The sequence below is a fragment of the Methylobacterium sp. J-088 genome (assembly GCF_022829295.1).
GTDB lineage: Bacteria > Pseudomonadota > Alphaproteobacteria > Rhizobiales > Beijerinckiaceae > Methylobacterium.
The window spans coordinates 20212-36836 of the sequence record NZ_JAKSYH010000209.1 but is presented as its reverse complement, the minus strand read 5'-3'; the positions used below and the strand labels follow the sequence as shown (position 1 = coordinate 36836).

General features: G+C 69.0%; 17 protein-coding genes. 10 read left to right on the top strand and 7 right to left on the bottom strand.

Annotated elements, in window-relative coordinates; all coding sequences use genetic code 11:
* Nucleotides 1-28 precede the first annotated feature (28 nt).
* The 7 genes from MKK63_RS23225 (at nucleotide 29) to MKK63_RS23195 (ending at nucleotide 6570) form a co-directional block, all read left to right on the top strand.
* The gene (locus MKK63_RS23225) at nucleotides 29-1465 is read left to right on the top strand and encodes an MATE family efflux transporter (RefSeq protein ID WP_244006002.1); all 1437 of its coding nucleotides are present in this window, start codon (nucleotides 29-31) and stop codon (nucleotides 1463-1465) included.
* 117 nt (nucleotides 1466-1582) lie between these two features.
* A complete protein-coding gene (locus MKK63_RS23220) occupies nucleotides 1583-2335 on the top strand; it encodes a DUF937 domain-containing protein (RefSeq protein WP_244006000.1) in 753 nt (250 codons plus the stop codon).
* A 97-nt stretch (nucleotides 2336-2432) separates the two neighbouring features.
* Complete coding sequence (locus MKK63_RS23215; protein WP_244005999.1) at nucleotides 2433-2747, top strand: cupin domain-containing protein; 315 nt, start codon at nucleotides 2433-2435, stop codon at nucleotides 2745-2747.
* Nucleotides 2748-2898: 151 nt separating this feature from the next.
* Complete coding sequence (gene glyA, locus MKK63_RS23210; protein WP_244005998.1) at nucleotides 2899-4203, top strand: serine hydroxymethyltransferase; 1305 nt, start codon at nucleotides 2899-2901, stop codon at nucleotides 4201-4203.
* 103 nt (nucleotides 4204-4306) lie between these two features.
* The gene (nrdR, locus tag MKK63_RS23205; protein WP_244005997.1) at nucleotides 4307-4840 is read left to right on the top strand and encodes a transcriptional regulator NrdR; all 534 of its coding nucleotides are present in this window, start codon (nucleotides 4307-4309) and stop codon (nucleotides 4838-4840) included.
* Nucleotides 4837-5946 carry a bifunctional diaminohydroxyphosphoribosylaminopyrimidine deaminase/5-amino-6-(5-phosphoribosylamino)uracil reductase RibD gene (ribD, locus tag MKK63_RS23200; protein WP_244005996.1) on the top strand — a complete coding sequence of 370 codons (1110 nt, stop codon included), beginning with the start codon at nucleotides 4837-4839 and terminating at the stop codon, nucleotides 5944-5946. The genes nrdR and ribD overlap by 4 nt, the downstream gene beginning before the upstream one ends.
* A 3-nt stretch (nucleotides 5947-5949) precedes the next feature.
* Complete coding sequence (locus MKK63_RS23195) at nucleotides 5950-6570, top strand: riboflavin synthase (RefSeq protein ID WP_244005994.1); 621 nt, start codon at nucleotides 5950-5952, stop codon at nucleotides 6568-6570.
* 102 nt (nucleotides 6571-6672) lie between these two features.
* Here MKK63_RS23195 and MKK63_RS23190 read toward each other — a convergent pair whose 3' ends face one another.
* The 7 genes from MKK63_RS23190 to MKK63_RS23160 all read right to left on the bottom strand — a co-directional run bounded on the left by MKK63_RS23190 (nucleotide 6673) and on the right by MKK63_RS23160 (nucleotide 14038).
* Nucleotides 6673-7101 (bottom strand): PaaI family thioesterase, encoded by a 429-nt coding sequence (locus MKK63_RS23190; RefSeq protein WP_244005993.1) that lies wholly within the window; start codon nucleotides 7099-7101, stop codon nucleotides 6673-6675.
* Between the two features lie 101 nt (nucleotides 7102-7202).
* Entirely contained in the window at nucleotides 7203-8774 is a 1572-nt protein-coding gene (locus MKK63_RS23185) for a SpoVR family protein (protein WP_244005992.1), read from the bottom strand.
* A 34-nt stretch (nucleotides 8775-8808) separates the two neighbouring features.
* Nucleotides 8809-10110, bottom strand: a complete 1302-nt coding sequence (locus MKK63_RS23180; protein WP_244005991.1) for a YeaH/YhbH family protein — start codon at nucleotides 10108-10110, stop codon at nucleotides 8809-8811.
* A 180-nt stretch (nucleotides 10111-10290) separates the two neighbouring features.
* Entirely contained in the window at nucleotides 10291-12243 is a 1953-nt protein-coding gene (locus tag MKK63_RS23175; RefSeq protein WP_244005990.1) for a PrkA family serine protein kinase, read from the bottom strand.
* Nucleotides 12244-12462: 219 nt separating this feature from the next.
* Nucleotides 12463-12906: a cadherin-like domain-containing protein gene (locus tag MKK63_RS23170; RefSeq protein WP_244005988.1), complete on the bottom strand. Its 444-nt coding sequence runs from the start codon at nucleotides 12904-12906 to the stop codon at nucleotides 12463-12465.
* A 136-nt stretch (nucleotides 12907-13042) separates the two neighbouring features.
* Nucleotides 13043-13462, bottom strand: a complete 420-nt coding sequence (locus tag MKK63_RS23165; RefSeq protein WP_243919239.1) for a hypothetical protein — start codon at nucleotides 13460-13462, stop codon at nucleotides 13043-13045.
* A 114-nt stretch (nucleotides 13463-13576) separates the two neighbouring features.
* Nucleotides 13577-14038, bottom strand: coding sequence for a MerR family transcriptional regulator (locus MKK63_RS23160; protein WP_244006129.1), 462 nt, complete (start codon nucleotides 14036-14038; stop codon nucleotides 13577-13579).
* Nucleotides 14039-14226: 188 nt separating this feature from the next.
* On the opposite strand from MKK63_RS23160, the gene ribH reads away from it, so the two are divergent.
* Genes ribH through thiL form a run of 3 tightly spaced genes read left to right on the top strand, consistent with a single transcriptional unit; the run spans nucleotide 14227 to nucleotide 16283 of the window.
* Nucleotides 14227-14721 carry a 6,7-dimethyl-8-ribityllumazine synthase gene (ribH, locus tag MKK63_RS23155; RefSeq protein WP_244005987.1) on the top strand — a complete coding sequence of 165 codons (495 nt, stop codon included), beginning with the start codon at nucleotides 14227-14229 and terminating at the stop codon, nucleotides 14719-14721.
* Nucleotides 14718-15284, top strand: coding sequence for a transcription antitermination factor NusB (gene nusB, locus MKK63_RS23150; protein ID WP_409564547.1), 567 nt, complete (start codon nucleotides 14718-14720; stop codon nucleotides 15282-15284). Before ribH ends, nusB begins: the two co-directional genes overlap by 4 nt.
* A gap of 3 nt (nucleotides 15285-15287) precedes the next feature.
* Nucleotides 15288-16283 (top strand): thiamine-phosphate kinase, encoded by a 996-nt coding sequence (gene thiL, locus MKK63_RS23145; protein WP_244005985.1) that lies wholly within the window; start codon nucleotides 15288-15290, stop codon nucleotides 16281-16283.
* Nucleotides 16284-16625: the final 342 nt, after the last annotated feature.

Genomic DNA, 16625 nt, shown 5'->3' with positions numbered 1-16625 from the left:
CGGTTCGCGCGAGTATTCCCCGACCGAGATGCGTAACCCCGCAAGCCCACCGGAGACCGGCCGCTTCGTCACGGGCTCGATCCTCCGGCACGTCGTGGTGATGGGCGCCACCGGCTCTGTGGGTCTGCTGGCGATCTTCGCCGTCGACCTGCTGTCGCTGCTCTACGTCTCGACGCTGGGCGACCCGAACCTCACCGCGGCGGTCGGATTCGCCGGCATCGTGCAGTTCTCCGCCACCGCGGTGAATATCGGCCTGATGATTGCCGCGGGTGCCCTGGTGGGGAAGGCCGTGGGTGCGCACGATCTAGCCGCGGCACGCCGCCTCTCGACCTCGGCGCTGACGCTCGGAACCCTCGTCTCCGCCTTGATCGCGGGGCTGATCGCATTCTACGCCGAGCCGCTTCTGACCCTGATCGGCGCACGCGGCGAGGCCCTGCGGGTGGCCACGCTGTTCCTGCACATCACCCTGGTGTCGAACCCCCTGCTGGCCGCCGGCATGTTGTTCACCGGCCTGCTCCGGGCGGTCGGCGCGGCCGGGCAGGCGATGATGGTGACGCTCGCCGGCGCCGTGATCACCGCACTCCTCGACCCGGTGCTGATCTTCGCCGCCGGCCTCGGCGTGGAGGGCGCGGCGATCACCGTCTGCGTGGCGCGGGTGACGTTCGTGGCGGTGGGTCTGCGCGGCGTCGCCCGACATGGCCTGCTGGGTTGGCCCCGCGGCGCCGACCTTCGGGCCGACACGGTCGCCCTGGCGGTCGTCGCGGGGCCCGCCATCCTCACCAACCTCGCGCCGTCGGCGGCGAGCGCGTTCCTGGCGCGCCTTTATGCCGACTACGGCGCCGAGGCGGTCGCGGCCGCCTCGGTGATCGACCGCCTGACGCCGGTGGCCTTCTGCGGCCTGTTCGCCCTGTCGGGGGCGATCGGGCCGATCCTCGCGCAGAACTGGGGCGCGGGCCGGTTCGACCGGATGCGCGGCGTCCTGCGCGCCGCCGCCGGGGTGACGCTCGCCTACGTGAGCACGGTCTGGCTCGCCCTGGCGCTCGCCCGCGGCCCGATCGCCGCCCTGTTCGGCCTCCATGGGGTCGCGGCCGATCTGTTCGGCTTCTTCTGCCAGGTCGGCGGCGCGATCTGGTTCTTCAACGGGCTCCTGTTCCTGGGCAACGCCGCCTTCAATAATCTCGGCTTTCCCTTACGCTCCACGCTGCTGAACTGGGGCCGGGCGACGCTGGGCACGATCCCGCCTGGCCTGCTCGGTGCCGCGCTCTACGGCCCCCGGGGGGTGGTGGCCGGCATGGGGCTCGGCTCGCTGGTCTTCGGGGTGCTGGGATTTCTGCTCGCGCGTCGCACCGTCGACCGGCTGGAGGGCGCCGGGCCGAACCTGCTGCTGCCCACGGGCGCCTCGGAGGCGCCCCACCGGGTCGCGCTTTTGCCGGTCGGCCAGGCCCATCCCGGTCCGGCAAGCTGAACACGACGGTCGAGCCGCACTGAGCACAAGTTCCGCGGGCGGGAACTGGTATTTCCCCGCGCGACGGGTCACGATGCTCCATCCCGGCTGGTCCGACCGGGCCAGGATCAAGGCGTCATGTTCAACCCGCTCGAGATGTTCCAGGCCCAGGGCGAAGCCGGCTTCCAGGCCCTGGGTCAGCAGTTCGGCCTGACGACCGAACAAACGGCCCGCGCCTTCGAGGCCCTGATGCCCGCCCTGACCCTCGGCCTCCAGCGCGGCGTCGGCATGGATCCGGGCAACCTCGCGCGGATGTTCGGCTTGCCCGATGCGGCACGCCCCGCGGGGCGTCAGGGGCTCGATCCCCTCAGCCAGATGTTTGGTTCGGCCCAGTTGCTGCAGGGGGTGTTGCAGCAGGCCTCGGCCACGAGCGGCGTCGGCGCGCAGGTGCTGCGCCAGATGCTGCCGATGATGGCGGGTGCCGTGGTAGCCAGCATCGTCCACGTGCTGATGAACCAGCCGCAGCCCGCGCCAGCCCAGACACGGGCGAGCGCGCCGCCCCCGCCGGTGCCGTTCCCCTTCGGACCGGCCTGGGCCGAGATGGCCAAGGCGTTCATGCCTGTCGCCGAGCCCCTGGCCCCCAAGCCGGCGCCCAAGCCGCCGGGGACGAAGCCCGGCGAGGGCGGCTCGGACATGCTCCAGCAGATGCTGCGCACCGGAGCCGAGGTGCAGGGCAACAACATCCGGGCGATGCAGGACCTGTTCGAGACCTTCTGGCCCTCGACGGGGACGCCGGCCGACGGCCACCGGGACGCGCAGGCTGGCGGATCACACGAGCTGCAGGCCGCGAAGCCCAAGCGTGGGCGCCCGCCCCAGGGCGGGACCGGGTGACGCAGGGACGCAGCCCCCGCGGCCGTTGCCTCGGCGGATCCAAGCCGCATCTCCTGCCGGTACCCGTTCGATCCTATCCGGCTGCCAGGGAAGCCCAGTGACAACCGACCACCTGACCGCCTGGGACGACCGGGCGGAAAGCATCGCGGCCAACGGCGTCGCCAAGCGCACTATTCCGGGCGCGGGGGCGAGCCTCGTGCGCGTGGTGGTGCCGGCGGGCGTCTCCGCTGCGCGCCACAGCCACGATCACGAGCAGTTCGTACAGGTTGTCTCGGGCTCCGGGATCCTGGAGACCGAGCAGGGCCGCAAACCGTTCGCCGCCGGCAGCGTGTTCCACTTTCCCGCCGGGGCGTGGCATGCCGCCGCATTCGAGACTGAGACGGTGTTGATCGAGACCAACATGGCGCTTTGAAGAGCGCCGCCTTCAATTTCTTTCATCCTGGCCGAAAAAAGGCCTGTGCTTGGCCTGAGGGTTCGGCCCGTGTAGAAATCGGGCCTTCAACGCCCGCCCGTGCACGCCGACGAAAGGCCGGGCATCGCCCCTACCAGAACAGAGGCAGACCATGAGCGCCGGTACCGCCGCCGACAAGCACTTCTCCAACAGCTTCTTCGCCGCCCCGCTGACCGAGGCCGATCCCGAGATTGCCGAGGCGGTGGCCAAGGAACTCGGCCGTCAGCAGCATGAGATCGAGCTGATCGCCTCGGAGAACATCGTCTCCCGCGCCGTGCTGGAAGCGCAGGGCTCCGTGCTGACCAACAAGTACGCGGAGGGCTATCCGGGCCGGCGCTACTATGGCGGCTGCCAGTTCGTCGACATCGCCGAGGATCTCGCCATCGAGCGCGCCAAGCGCCTGTTCGATTGCGGCTTCGCCAACGTGCAGCCGAATTCCGGCTCCCAGGCCAACCAGGGCGTGTTCCTGGCGCTGCTGCAGCCCGGCGACACCTTCCTCGGCCTCGACCTCGCGGCCGGCGGCCACCTGACCCACGGCGCCCCGCCGAACGTCTCGGGCAAGTGGTTCAAGCCGGTTTCCTACACGGTGCGCCGGGACGACCAGCGCATCGACATGGAGCAGGTCGCCCAGCTCGCGCAGGAGCATAAGCCGAAGGTGATCATCGCCGGCGGCTCGGGCTACCCGCGCCATTGGGATTTCGCCAAGTTCCGCGAGATCGCGGATTCGGTCGGCGCCTACTTCATGGTCGACATGGCCCACTTCGCGGGCCTCGTGGCGGCCGGCGTCCATCCGTCGCCGTTCCCGCACGCCCACGTCGCCACCACGACGACCCATAAGACGCTACGCGGCCCGCGCGGCGGCATGATCCTGACGAACGACGAGGCCCTCGCCAAGAAGTTCAATTCGGCGATCTTCCCCGGCATTCAGGGCGGCCCGCTGATGCACGTCATCGCCGGCAAGGCGGTGGCCTTCGGCGAGGCGCTGAAGCCCGAGTTCAAGATCTACGCCCGTCAGGTGGTGGAGAACGCCAAGGCGCTCGCCGACACGCTGATGTCCGGCGGCTACGACATCACCTCGGGCGGTACCGACAACCACCTGATGCTGGTCGATCTGCAGCGGAAGGGCCTGACCGGCAAGGCCGCGGAAGCCGCGCTGTCGCGGGCGGACATCACCTGCAACAAGAACGGCGTGCCCTTCGACACGCAGAAGCCGACCATCACCTCGGGCATCCGGCTCGGCACCCCGGCCGGTACCTCGCGCGGCTTCGGCGTTGCCGAGTTCAAGCAGATCGGCGGCTTCATCGTCGAGGTGCTGGACGGTCTCGTCGCAAAGGGCGAGGCGGGTGACAGCGCGGTCGAGGCCGACGTCAAGACCCGCGTCCATGCGCTGACGGACCGGTTCCCGATCTACGGCTGAGGCGTGAACGGGGCCGGTCTTTCAGGCTGGCCTTCGGTGGATTAGGAAACGGCCGCGGATCCCACCGATCCGCGGCCGTTTCCATGCCTGAGTATCGAAATCCATGCGGTGTCCCTATTGCGGCGGCTCCGAGACCCAGGTGAAGGATTCGCGACCCTCCGAGGACGGCGCCGCGATCCGCCGCCGCCGGGTCTGCCCGGATTGCGCGGGCCGCTTCACCACCTTCGAGCGGGTGCAGCTGCGCGAGGTCGTGGTCCTCAAGCGCTCGGGCAAGCGCGTGCCCTTCGACCGGGACAAGCTCCAGCGCTCCATCGACGTGGCCCTGCGCAAGCGCAGCGTCGAGCCGGAGCGGATCGAGCGGCTGGTCAGCGGCATCACCCGGCAGCTCGAGAGCGCCGGCGAGCCCGAGGTGACCTCCGAGGCGATCGGCGAGCTGGTGATGGCGGGGCTCAAGGGTCTCGACGACGTGGCCTACGTGCGCTTCGCCTCGGTCTACAAGAACTTCCGCGAGGCCAAGGATTTCGAGGATCTGCTCGGCACACTCGGCGACGGCACGCCGCTGCCGGGGTCCGAGACCGCCTTGGAGGTGGAGCCGGAGCCCGAGGCCCCGGGACGCCGCCGCTCCGGTCGCACATGAGCGACGATTCGACCTTCATGCGCCTCGCCCTCGCCCTGGGCCGGCGGGGCCTCGGCAGCACCTGGCCGAACCCGTCGGTCGGTGCCGTCGTGGTCGAGCCCGCCACAGGCCGCATCCTCGGGACGGCGGCCACGGCGCCGGGCGGCCGCCCGCACGGGGAGCCCCTGGCGCTCGCCGCCGCGGGGGATGCCGCCCGGGGCGCGACCCTCTACGTCACCCTGGAACCCTGCTCGCATCACGGCCGCACGCCGCCCTGCACGAACGCGATCCTGGCCGCCGGGATCGCCCGGGTGGTCAGCGCTCTGGAGGATCCCGACCCGCGGGTGGCGGGGCGCGGCCACGATCTCCTGCGGCAGGCGGGGGTAACGGTCGAGACCGGGTTGATGCGGGCAGAGGCGGCCCGCGACCATCTCGGCCACATCACCCGGGTGACGCGGGGCCGGCCGGCCCTGCACCTCAAGCTCGCCCGCACCCGCGACGGCTTCTGCGCGTCGGCCGGTCCCGAGCGCCTGCGGATCACCGGGCCGGTGGCCGATGGGGCGGTCCATCTCTGGCGGGGCCATGCCGACGCGATCCTGATCGGCATCGGCACCGCCCGGGCCGACGATCCGTCGCTCACCGTACGGCTGCCGGGACTCACCGGGCGCTCGCCTCTGCGGATCGTGCTCGACACGCATCTGCGGCTCTCGCCGGCGAGCGTGCTCGCCCGGACCGCCCGCGACACGCCGACGCTGGTGCTGACCACCCGCTCCGCCCCGGCCCATGCCAAGCGCGCCCTGGAGGCGCTGGGCGTCGAGGTCGCCACCGTGCCGGCGGACGCGGCCGGCGGGATCGACCTTCCGGCCGCCCTGGCGCATCTGGGCGAGCGCGGCCTGACCCGCCTGTGCAGCGAGGGCGGGCCCCGCCTTGCAGAGGCGCTGGCGCGCGCCGATCTGATCGATACCTGCACGCTGGTCACCGGGCCGGTGGAGCTGGGGCCGGCCGGGGGCCTTCCGGCGCTGGGACCCGCCCTGGCGAAAGCTCTGGCAAGTGACCGGTTCCGCGAGGCCGAGCGGCTCCAGCTCGGACCCGACGCGGCCGTGACCTACGAACGCAACAGGACGTAAGCGATGTTCACCGGGTTGGTCAGCGCCGTCGGCACGGTGGTCTCGGTCTCGGGCGAAGGCGACCTGCGCCGGATTGTGATCCAGGCCTCCTACGACCCCACCACGATCACGCTCGGCGCCTCGATCGCCTGCGCGGGCCCGTGCCTCACGGCGGTCTCGGTGGAGCCGGCCGAGGGCGGCTGTGTCTTCGCGGTGGACGCCGCCGCCGAGACCTTGATGCGCACCACGGTCGGCTCCTGGGCGCCGGGCACGCGGATCAACCTCGAACGCTCGCTCAAGGTTGGCGACGAACTCGGCGGCCACCTGGTCACGGGCCATGTCGATGGCCTCGCCGAGATCGTGGAGCGCACAAGCGTCACAGCGGATGCCTGGGGGGCCAGCGAACGCTTCACTTTGCGGGCGCCGGCCGCCGTGAAACACTTCATCGCCGAGAAGGGCTCGGTCTGCCTCGACGGCACCTCGCTCACCGTGAATTCGGTCCAGGACGACCAATTCTCGGTGCTGCTGATCCCGCACACGCTGCAGGTCACCACCTGGGGCGAGCGGCGCGCCGGGGACAGGCTGAACCTGGAGGTCGATCTGATCGCCCGCTACGCAGCCCGGCTCGCCGAGGCACGGGGCTGACAGCTTGTTCGCCCCGAGATGGTCTCCAAGGCTCCGCCCTGGACCCGCGAAAGGTCTCGACCTTTCGAAACCATGACTTGAAATGCGGAACGCCGCGCGCGCTCAGCGCGGTGGGATCGAGTAGGTCCCGGTGGCGTGGCAGACGAGGTCGGGGTTGCCGTCCGCGGTGATCAGAACCTCGCCCACCGCGAGCCGCCGGCCGAGCTTGAGCAGCCGGCATTCGGCCAGGAGATCCCCCGAGGCGGGCTTGCGCAGGAAGTTGAAGTTCAGGCTCGTGGTCACCGCGAGAGCGACAGGGCCGATATTGGCGAGGATCGCCGCGTAGAGGGCGTAATCGGCCAGCGCCATCATGGCCGGCCCCGAGACGGTCGCGCCGGGGCGCAGGAACCGCTCGTGCGCCTCCAGCCGCATCCGGGCCGAGAGCGATCCCACAGCCTCAAGGTGATAGGCCCGGCCGCCCGCCTGCATCTGCGGGAATTCACGGTCGAGGAAATCGCTGGTCTCTTCGAGGGTGAGGGTCGTGGCGGCCATTGTGTCATGCAGTACGGGTTAGTTGTTCAGAACACGCCGCCTCCCGCACGCACCCTCCCCCGTCGAGGGGGGAGGGAAACGCCAGGTTGTCGTCATCCAAGTCAGAAAAAAATCGGCCGCGCGCTGGCTGTGATCTCGCCCAGCACCGTGCCGGTGGCCGGTTCGACCTCCTTGAGCACCACGTCGTAGCCCCAGAGGTCGGCGAGGTGCTGCAGCACCCGCTTGGCGTCGTCCTTCTGCAGGGTGATCTTGTTGATCGCCTTGTGGTGCAGGATCAGGCGGCGGTCCCCTTCGAGATCCACATCCACCACCTCGATATCCGGATCGAGCCACGCCACGTCGTACTGACGCGCGAAGGAGCGTCGCATCTTGCGGTAGCCGCGCTCGTCGTGGATCGCCTCCACGCGCAATTCCGGCTCGTCGGGGTCGTCGACCACGTGGAACAGGCGCAGGTCGCGCATCAGCTTGGGCGACAGGAATTGCTGGATGAAGCTCTCGTCCCGGTAATTCTCCCAGCAATCGCGCAACACCGCCATGGCGTCGCCGGTGCCGGCGATCTCCGGGAACCAAGCCCGGTCCTCGTCGCTCGGCTGCTCCACGATGCGGGCGATGTCCTGCATCATCGCGAAGCCGATCGCGTAAGGGTTGTGACCGCCGTAGGAGCGGTCGTCGTAGTTCGGCTGCCGGATGACGTTGGTGTGGGATTGCAGGAATTCGAGGTAGGCCGCCTCGGTGATCTGTCCCGATTCCGACAGGGCGTTCATGATCCGGTAGTGGCTGTAGGTGGCGCAGCCCTCGTTCATCACCTTGGTCTGGCGCTGCGGATAGAAATACTGGGCGACCAAGCGGACGATGCGCAGGATCTCGCGCTGCCATGGCCGCAGGCGCGGCGCGACCTTCTCCAGGAAGTAAAGTATGTTCTCCTGCGGTAATTCGAGGAGCGCCTTGCGCCGTTCCGCCGCCACGTCCGGCCGCACGGTGCCGATCTTCTGCGGCAGGGTGCGCCAAAGATCGTTGTAGATCTGCTCGCCGTGCTCGATCCGCTCGCGCTCGCGCCGTTGCTCGGAGGCGAGGTCGGGCCGCTTCTTGCGTGGGTAGCGGTGGACGCCCTGGCTCATCAGCGCATGCGCAGCGTCGAGCACCTGCTCCACCGCCTGATGACCGTAGCGCTCCTCGCAGCGGGTGATGAAGCCCTTGGCGAAATCCAGATAGTCCAGAATACCTTCGGCGTCGGTCCACTGCCGAAACAGATAATTGTTCTTGAAGAAGTAGTTATGACCGAAGGCGGCGTGCGCGATGACCAGCGTCTGCATCGTCGCCGTGTTCTCCTCCATCACGTAGGAGATGCACGGGTCGGAGTTGATGACGATCTCGTAGGCGAGCCCCATCAGGCCGCGGCGATAGCCGGCCTCGTGCTGGGCGAAGTGCTTGCCGAACGACCAGTGCTTGTAGAACAGCGGCATGCCGATCGACGCGTAGGCGTCAAGCATCTGCTCGGCCGTGATGATCTCGATCTGGTTCGGATACCACGACAGGCCGAGCTGCGGCCCGGCGATGGCCTCGCAGGCGTCGTGGATGCGTCGGATCGTGTCGAAATCCCAGTCGTTGCCGATGAACAGGGGTTTCTGGTTGCCGGAGATGATCTGGGGCGTGCGTGCCTTCACGAGCGTCATGCGGCCTCCCGATCGATTGATGCGCGCGCCGCCATCAGGCCTCCGCCTCCGCCCGCGCATCCTGGCGGCCGAACAGCTCGCGGAAGACCGGGTAGATCTCGCGCCGGTGGTTGACCTTGCGCATGGCGATCGGGCCGCCCGCCTTGGCGATCGCCTCGTAGGTCCGCCAGAGGGTGGTGCGGTGCTCCACGAAGCCGGCGCGCGGACCGTTCTCGTCGCCCACCTCCAAGTAGGCGAAGTGCTGGCAGGCCGGCAGGATGTGCGCTCGCAAGAGCTCCGTGGAAGTCGGCCCATCCGAGGAGACGTTATCGCCGTCCGAGGCCTGCGCGGCGTAGATGTTCCAGTCGTTGGGGTCGTAGCGCTCGGCGATGATGCGCTTCATCTCGACCAGCGCCGACGAGACCAGCGTGCCGCCGGTCTCCCGGGAGCCGAAGAAGGTCTCCTCGTCCACCTCGGTCGCCCGGTCGGTGTGGCGGATGAACACGATCTCCACGTGCCGGTAGCGGCGCGTCAGGAAGATGTGGAGCAGGATGTAGAACCGCTTGGCGAGGTCCTTCATGTGCTCGGTCATCGAGCCGGACACGTCCATCAGGCAGAACATCACCGCCTGCGCGATCGGCCGCGGATAGGGCTCGAACCGGCGGAAGCGCAGGTCGAGCGGGTCGACATACGGGATGCGCTTGGCCCGCTCACGCAGCTTCAGCAGCGCCTGCTCCAGTTCCGCGCGCTCGGGGTCACCCTCCGACAGCGCGTCGAGTTTCGCCTGCAGGGCCGCGACCTCCTCGGGCTTCGGTCGCTTGAGGGCGATCCGCCGGGACATCGAATTGCGAAGGGTGCGGGTCAGCGCGAGGTTGGCGGGCGAGCCCGTCACGGTGTAGCCGGCCCGGCGCAGGCCCTCGGTCTCGACCACTGCCAGCCGCCGCTTGGCGAGGTCCGGCAGTTCCAGGTCCTCGAGGAACAGCTCCAGAAACTCCTCGCGGGTGAGCACGAAGCGGAACGCATCCTCGCTGTTCTCGCCGCCATCCCCGCCCTCGCCGGAGCCGCGCCCGCCACCGCCGCCCGGCGGCCGCTCGATCGTATCGCCCTCCACGTAGGTCTTGTTGCCCGGCAGGATGTGGTCCTGAAGCCCGGTGCCGGGCTGGCGGGAGAAGCGCGGCTCGCGCACGCCATCGGCCGGCACCGAGACCCGGCCGTCCTTGCCCAGCTCCTTGATGTCCTTCTCGCGGGCGGATTCGCGCACGGCGCGCTGGGCCACGTCCTTGACGCGGCGCAGGAAGCGCTGGCGGTTGGGGAGGCTCTTGCCGCCCGGGTTCAAACGTCGGTCGACGATGTGCATCCGCTGCGAAAACCCTCGTCCGCGTGTGCCGGCCGGGTTCCGACCCTTGTCGTACCATGCTGCGGCCGAAGGAAAGGATCCCGGGTTCGCAGCAGGGCCGACATCGTCACCGGCCGGTCGTCCGAAACTGTGGCGGCGGAGGGTCGGAACGGGGCCCGACTGACTGGGCCCCGTCGTCCCTCAGCCGGCCTGCTTGACCCGCATGTACCATTCCACCAGACGGCGGACCTGCCGCTCGGTGTAGCCGCGCGACACCATCCGCTCGACGAACTCGCCGTGCTTCTTCTCGGTGTCGCCGTCCTTTTTGGAGCCGAAGGAGATCACCGGCAGCAATTCCTCCACCTGGGAGAACATCCGCCGCTCGATCACCTCGCGCAGCTTTTCGTAGGAGGTCCAGCTCGGGTTGCGGCCGCCATGCTGCGCCCGGGAGCGCAGGGCGAACTTCACCACCTCGTTGCGGAAATCCTTCGGGTTGGCGATGCCCGCAGGCTTCTCGATCTTGGTGAGCTCCTGGTTCAGCAGCTCGCGATTCATGAGCTGGCCGGTCTCGGCATCCTTGAAATCCTGGTCCTCGATCCAGGCGTCGGCGTAGTCGATGTAGCGGTCGAACAGGTTCTGGCCGTAATCGTGGTACGATTCGAGATAGGCCTTCTGGATCTCGTGGCCGATGAACTCCGCGTAGCGCGGGGCCAATTCGGTCTTGATGAATTCCAGATACTTCTTCTCGGTCTCGGGCGGGAGCTGCTCGCGCTTGAGCGCCTGCTCCAGCACGTACATCAGGTGCACCGGGTCGGCCGAGACCTCGGTGGTGTCGTGGTTGAAGGTCGCGGCCAGAACCTTGAAAGCGAAGCGGGTCGAGATCCCGTCCATGCCCTCGTCGACGCCCGCCGTGTCCTTGTATTCCTGCATCGAGCGGGCGCGGGGATCGACCTCCCGCAGGGACTCGCCGTCATAGACCCGCATCTTCGAGAAGGCGTTGGAATTGGCGTGCTCGCGCAGGCGCGACAGGACCGAGAACCGCGCCAGCATCTCCAGCGTGCCGGGTGCGCAGGCCGCATCCGACAGTTCCGAGCCGGAGATCAGCTTTTCGTAGATGTGCTGCTCTTCGGTGACGCGCAGGCAGTACGGGACCTTGATCACGTAGATCCGGTCGATGAACGCCTCGTTGTTCTTATTGGTCTTGAAGGTCTGCCACTCGGACTCGTTCGAGTGGGCCAGGATCACGCCGGTGAACGGGATCGCGCCGATATTCTCGGTGCCGACATAGTTGCCCTCCTGCGTCGCCGTGAGCAGCGGGTGCAGCATCTTGATCGGCGCCTTGAACATCTCGACGAATTCGAGAACGCCCTGGTTCGCGCGGTTCAGGCCGCCCGAATACGAGTAGGCGTCGGGATCCGCCTGCGACAGGGTCTCCAGCCGGCGGATGTCGACCTTGCCGACCAGCGAGGAGATGTCCTGGTTGTTCTCGTCGCCCGGCTCGGTCTTGGCGATGGCGATCTGGCGCAGGCGCGACGGCCGGACCTTGATCACCTTGAAGCGGGAGATGTCGCCGTTGAACTCGTCGAGGCGCTTGAGTGCCCAGGGGCTCATCAGGCCGGTGAGCCGCCGGCGCGGGATGCCGTAGCGCTTCTGGATCTCCTCGCCCATCGTGTCGGGGTCGAACAGGCCCAGCGGGCTCTCGAAGACCGGCGAGACCTCGTCCCCGGCCTTGAGCACGTAGACGGGGTGGACCTCCATCAACAGCTTCAGCCGTTCGGCGAGCGACGACTTGCCGCCGCCCACGGGGCCGAGCAGGTACAGGATCTGCTTGCGCTCCTCCAAACCCTGCGCAGCGTGGCGGAAGAACGAGACGATCCGCTCGATCGTCTCCTCCATCCCGTAGAACTCCCGGAAAGCCGGATACGTCCGGATTGTCCGGTTCATGAAGATCCGGCCGAGGCGCGAATCCTTCGAGGTATCAACGAATTCGGGCTCGCCGATCGCCGCCAGGATCCGCTCGGCGGCCGAGGCGTACATCAGGGGCTCGTCGCGACAGGCTTCGAGATACTCGGAGAGCGTCATCTCCGTGTCGCGGCGGGCCTCGTAGCCTCGGGCGAAGCTCTGGAAAAGGTCGTTCGTCGCATGCATCGGCATTCGATAACCCTCTCAGACCGTGACAGCTTCATCCTGTCTCGGCTCGGATGCAACCGACAGGCCCGCTTTTGTCGCAGTGCGGCGAGCATGTCGCCGGGCATGTCGATTGCATGCAACACTCTCCGGCCGTGAAGGCGGCGCAAACGAGAGTCTGTGCCGCCTTTGAGCATGTGTCGAGAGCTGAAAAACTGCGCAGGTGCCGCAGTTGTTCGCCGCAGCTCACAAATCGGTGCCCTCTTTCTTGGCATCGTCTCCGGATTTGGCACCGCTTCCACCGACCGTGATTTTCACGGTCTGCGTCTGGACTTGCCCGTCGGAGGCTCTCACCTCGAAGGTGACTTCGTCGGCACCCGTGAAGCCGGCATTGGGCTGATAGAACAACGCTTGGACCGCGGCCTCCTTGTTGGGGCAGCGGTAGCTCGCCGGGGTCTTCAGCTTGCCGACCTTGGTGATCACCGAGCCGTTCTTCGGCGGGCCGGAGACCTTGAACTCCGGCATCGGGCCGGTCGAGCAGTCCTTCTTGAGATTGGGGGCGATCTCGAGCCGCACCGTCTTGCCGGGGGCGACGGTCTTCGATCGGCTCGTCGGGGATTGGGCCAGGGCCGGCCCGGCTAGCGCCAGACTCCCTGCGAGCAGCACGGCGAGCGGACGAAGGGCGATCATGAAAGCGTCTCTCCGGTGCCGATGCGGGCGCGCTCTCCGGAGGCCGCTCCGGGCGCCCCTTCCATCGGTGACGAGCATGTGGGGACGGCCGGCACGGGCGTCGAGTGCGCCCAGCACCGGTTCATCGGGATGCTGCTTAATTTTGAAGCACTGCCGCCACGATCCCGGTGACGCGGGCGATCTGCGCGGCGTCAAGCTCGCCTGCCAGGGCGGCGTTGAGGCGTGCCTCGACGCGGGCGCGCTCGCCGGCGTCGGCGATCGGCATGGAGGGTATCTCGTCCTCGGCGAGGCGGCAGACGCGGCGGATCGCCTCCGCGGCCGAGAGCAGCTTCTCCCGGTCGGCCGGGCCCATCTCCCAGAGCGGGTTGCGCAGACGGCTGATCACGCGCTTCGCATCACGGTATTCCCGGTCGACGCTGGTGGCAGCTTCGATCTGGCTGACGAGGAACATCAGTTCCAGCATCTCCCCGGCCGCCTCCGGGCAGGTGCGGACGATCCGCATAATACGGGCCATCAGTTCCTGGCTGGGCGACAGCTTGGATCGGGGCGAGGCCATGCGGGCGACAACGCGGGGTCCTGGCGAAAGTTCGCCCAGCCCCTGCAAGAGCTTTGCCGTGAGCTTTGCCGTGAGCTTGGCCGTGGCTTGGCCGCGCGCCCCGGGACCGGGTCGTCAGGCGTCCGGGGGCGTGCGCAGGCCGTCCAGCAGGGCGCGGCAGGCGCGCAGCTCGTCGAGGGCTGCCGCGAGGGCCGCGCGGTCCGGATCCGCGAAGGCGCCGGTTTCCGCCTCGGCATCCTGGACCAGCGGCTCGGCCGCAACGGCCTCGCCACGGCCCACCGCCTGGACGAAGCGGACGCCGTTCTCCTTGAGCACTCGCTGCGCGCCCGCGATGGTGTAGCGCTGAACATGCAGGAGCTGGCGGATGCCGGCGACGAGTTCGACATCGTGGGGCCGGTAGTAGCGCCGCCCACCCGCGCGCTTGACGGGGCGGATCTGGCCGAAGCGGGTCTCCCAGAAGCGCAGCACGTGCTGGGGCACGTCGAGCTCCTCGGAGACCTCGCTGATCGTGCGGAAGGCATACGCGCTCTTCTCGCCGGCTTCGGGGAGGTGTTCGGCGGCGAGGGCTGGCGGCATGGCGGTTCGACGGCGGTTCAGCGGCGGTCCGGTGCAATCTTGACGGGTCATGGGGCCAAGCTCAAGCCTGTTCGGCCCCGGAGCGGATCGTACCGCTTGTGGCGCCGGCCGCTTCGGTCTAACCGTCCTCCCCTCGCGGGCGCCCCGTGCCGCCCGCCAACCCCCAAAAAACCGGCTGGACGAGAGCCATGGTCGCCCATACCCGCGCCGACGCGGCGCCGAAGCCCCAGGACCCGGCGCTCGCCGGGGCCCGCATCCTCGTGGTCGAGGCGCGCTACTACGATGCCCTCGCGGACGAACTCCTGGCCGGCGCCCGCGCGGCGATCGAAGCGGCCGGCGCGCACGCGACCGTGGTGACGGTGGCGGGCGCCCTGGAGATCCCCGCCACCGTGGCGATCCTACTCGACGCGGAGGCCTACGACGCCGTGGTGGCGCTGGGCTGCGTGATCCGCGGCGAGACCGGCCATTACGACATCGTGGCCGGCGAGAGCGCCCGGGCGCTGATGGATCTCTCAGTCGACCGCCGGATTCCCCTCGGCAACGGCATTCTCACCGTCGAGACCGAGGCGCAGGCGCTGGCCCGCGCCCGGGTGGCCGAGATGAACAAGGGTGGCGGCGCGGCCGAGGCAGCGCTCGGCGTCCTCGCCCTCAAGCGCGCCGCGGAAGCTACGCGCTCGCGATGACGGATACTCAGATGACCGACACGAAGCCGGAGATGGGCGGCAAGACGATCAGCCTGCGCACCGGAGCACGCCTCGCCGTCGTGCAGGCGCTCTACGAGATGGATGTGTCCGGCAAGGGCGTCCTCGAAGCGCTCGCCGAGTTCGAGGCGTTCTGGATCGGCCAGGAGATCGACGGGATCGAACATCCCCAGGCCGAGACCGCCTTCTTCCGCGATCTGCTGCGCGGTGCCGTCGAGGAGCAACGGGCGATCGACCCGAAGCTCGATCAGGCGCTGGCGCAAGGCTGGCCGCTCCGGCGGATCGAGATCGTGCTCCGGGCGATCCTGCGGGCCGGCGCCTACGAGTTGATGTTCCGCCTCGACGTACCGGCGGCGGCGGCGATCTCCGAATATGTCGACGTGGCCCACAGCTTCTATCCGGGTGACGAGCCGGGTCTCGTCAACGCGGTGCTCGACCGGCTCGCCCGGGAGGTCCGGCCCGGCGAGGTCGGCCCCGCCAAGGGCTCGAACAAGCCCGGCTCGTCCAAGCCGCTGCCCACGAAGACGGCGCCCGGGAAGGCCTGACCCGTGGCCGGCCCGGTCCGCGCCTCCGAGGAGGGGCTGATCGCGCGTTACTTCGCGCCGCTGGCCGGGCCGGGTGCCGACGGGCTCCGGGACGATGCCGCGACCCTGACCCCCGCGCCCGGCCACGACCTCGTCCTCACCGCCGACGCCGTTGTGGCGGGGATCCACTACTTCCCCGACGATCCGCCGGCCTCCATTGCCCGCAAGGCCCTCGGGGTGAACCTCTCCGACATCGCCGCCAAGGGCGCGGTGCCGCGGGGTTTTCTTTTAACGTTGGCGCTGCCCGACGACTGGACCGAGGACTGGCTCGCTGCCTTCTCGGCGGAACTCGGCGTGGCCGCCGCGGAGGCGGGCTGCCCGCTTCTCGGCGGCGATACGGTGCGCTCCGGCGGACCGGCGCTGATCAACATCAGCCTCATCGGCGAGGTCCCGGCCGGCACGATCGTCCGGCGCCATACGGCGCGGATCGGCGACCGGATCTGCGTCACCGGCACGATCGGCGACGCGGCGCTGGGCCTGCGGCTGCGGCTGGAGCCGGAAGCGCCCTGGGCGACCGCCCTCGATCCGGCGCTGCGGGCGGTGCTGGCCGACCGCTACCTGCACCCCCGCCCACGCCTCGCCGCCGCGCCGGCGATCCGCCGCCACGCCACCGCGTCCATGGACGTCTCCGACGGGCTTGCGGGGGATCTCGCCAAGATGCTGGGCGCGGGCCGCACGGCCCGGATCGCTCTGCCCGCGGTGCCGCTCTCGGAGGCGGCCCGGCATGCCTGCGCGGCGGAGCCGGGCCTGATCGCGACGGCTCTGACCGGCGGCGACGATTACGAGATCCTCTGCACGGTGGCTCCGGAGGCGTTGGCGGCTCTCCAGGCCGAGGTGGAGGCGGCCGGGATAAAGCTGACTGTCATCGGCACCGTCACCGCGGGCGAGGGGCCGCCGCGCTTCGAGACGGGAGACGGCGGGGTCCATGTCTTCGCCGCCGGGGCCTTCAGCCACTTCTGAGGCCCCTCGTTCCAGGAAGCCCAGGAACGGCCGCGGTGAAGGCCGATCTGCGACTCGGCATCGTCCGGAAGCGGCTTCCGTGCCCGAGGACGCATAGGGTGTCCATGCCGGTGTGACGTCCGTTGGGACCTCCACCCTGGTGATGCGAATCGAATGACGCGCGCCTTACCCAGCCCTGATGTTCGGGACGCGACGTTGTGTCGGAACCCACCGACCCGGTGGGCCTGAGACCGCATAGGCGATCGTGCCAAGCGCAGACCACGCGGACAGTCTCTACTGGTGGACCTGTCTGAAACAGATCCCATCGCAGCCATTCGGCTTTATGTATAATAATTCTAGCTC

Coding starts and splice junctions, on each gene's coding strand:
- MKK63_RS23225 (WP_244006002.1), top strand. CDS start 29: ATGCGTAACCCCGCAAGCCCACCGGAGACCGGCCGCTTCGTCACGGGC.
- MKK63_RS23220 (WP_244006000.1), top strand. CDS start 1,583: ATGTTCAACCCGCTCGAGATGTTCCAGGCCCAGGGCGAAGCCGGCTTC.
- glyA (WP_244005998.1), top strand. CDS start 2,899: ATGAGCGCCGGTACCGCCGCCGACAAGCACTTCTCCAACAGCTTCTTC.
- nrdR (WP_244005997.1), top strand. CDS start 4,307: ATGCGGTGTCCCTATTGCGGCGGCTCCGAGACCCAGGTGAAGGATTCG.
- ribD (WP_244005996.1), top strand. CDS start 4,837: ATGAGCGACGATTCGACCTTCATGCGCCTCGCCCTCGCCCTGGGCCGG.
- MKK63_RS23195 (WP_244005994.1), top strand. CDS start 5,950: ATGTTCACCGGGTTGGTCAGCGCCGTCGGCACGGTGGTCTCGGTCTCG.
- MKK63_RS23190 (WP_244005993.1), bottom strand. CDS start 7,101: ATGGCCGCCACGACCCTCACCCTCGAAGAGACCAGCGATTTCCTCGAC.
- MKK63_RS23185 (WP_244005992.1), bottom strand. CDS start 8,774: ATGACGCTCGTGAAGGCACGCACGCCCCAGATCATCTCCGGCAACCAG.
- MKK63_RS23180 (WP_244005991.1), bottom strand. CDS start 10,110: ATGCACATCGTCGACCGACGTTTGAACCCGGGCGGCAAGAGCCTCCCC.
- MKK63_RS23175 (WP_244005990.1), bottom strand. CDS start 12,243: ATGCCGATGCATGCGACGAACGACCTTTTCCAGAGCTTCGCCCGAGGC.
- MKK63_RS23170 (WP_244005988.1), bottom strand. CDS start 12,906: ATGATCGCCCTTCGTCCGCTCGCCGTGCTGCTCGCAGGGAGTCTGGCG.
- MKK63_RS23165 (WP_243919239.1), bottom strand. CDS start 13,462: ATGGCCTCGCCCCGATCCAAGCTGTCGCCCAGCCAGGAACTGATGGCC.
- MKK63_RS23160 (WP_244006129.1), bottom strand. CDS start 14,038: ATGCCGCCAGCCCTCGCCGCCGAACACCTCCCCGAAGCCGGCGAGAAG.
- ribH (WP_244005987.1), top strand. CDS start 14,227: ATGGTCGCCCATACCCGCGCCGACGCGGCGCCGAAGCCCCAGGACCCG.
- nusB (WP_409564547.1), top strand. CDS start 14,718: ATGACGGATACTCAGATGACCGACACGAAGCCGGAGATGGGCGGCAAG.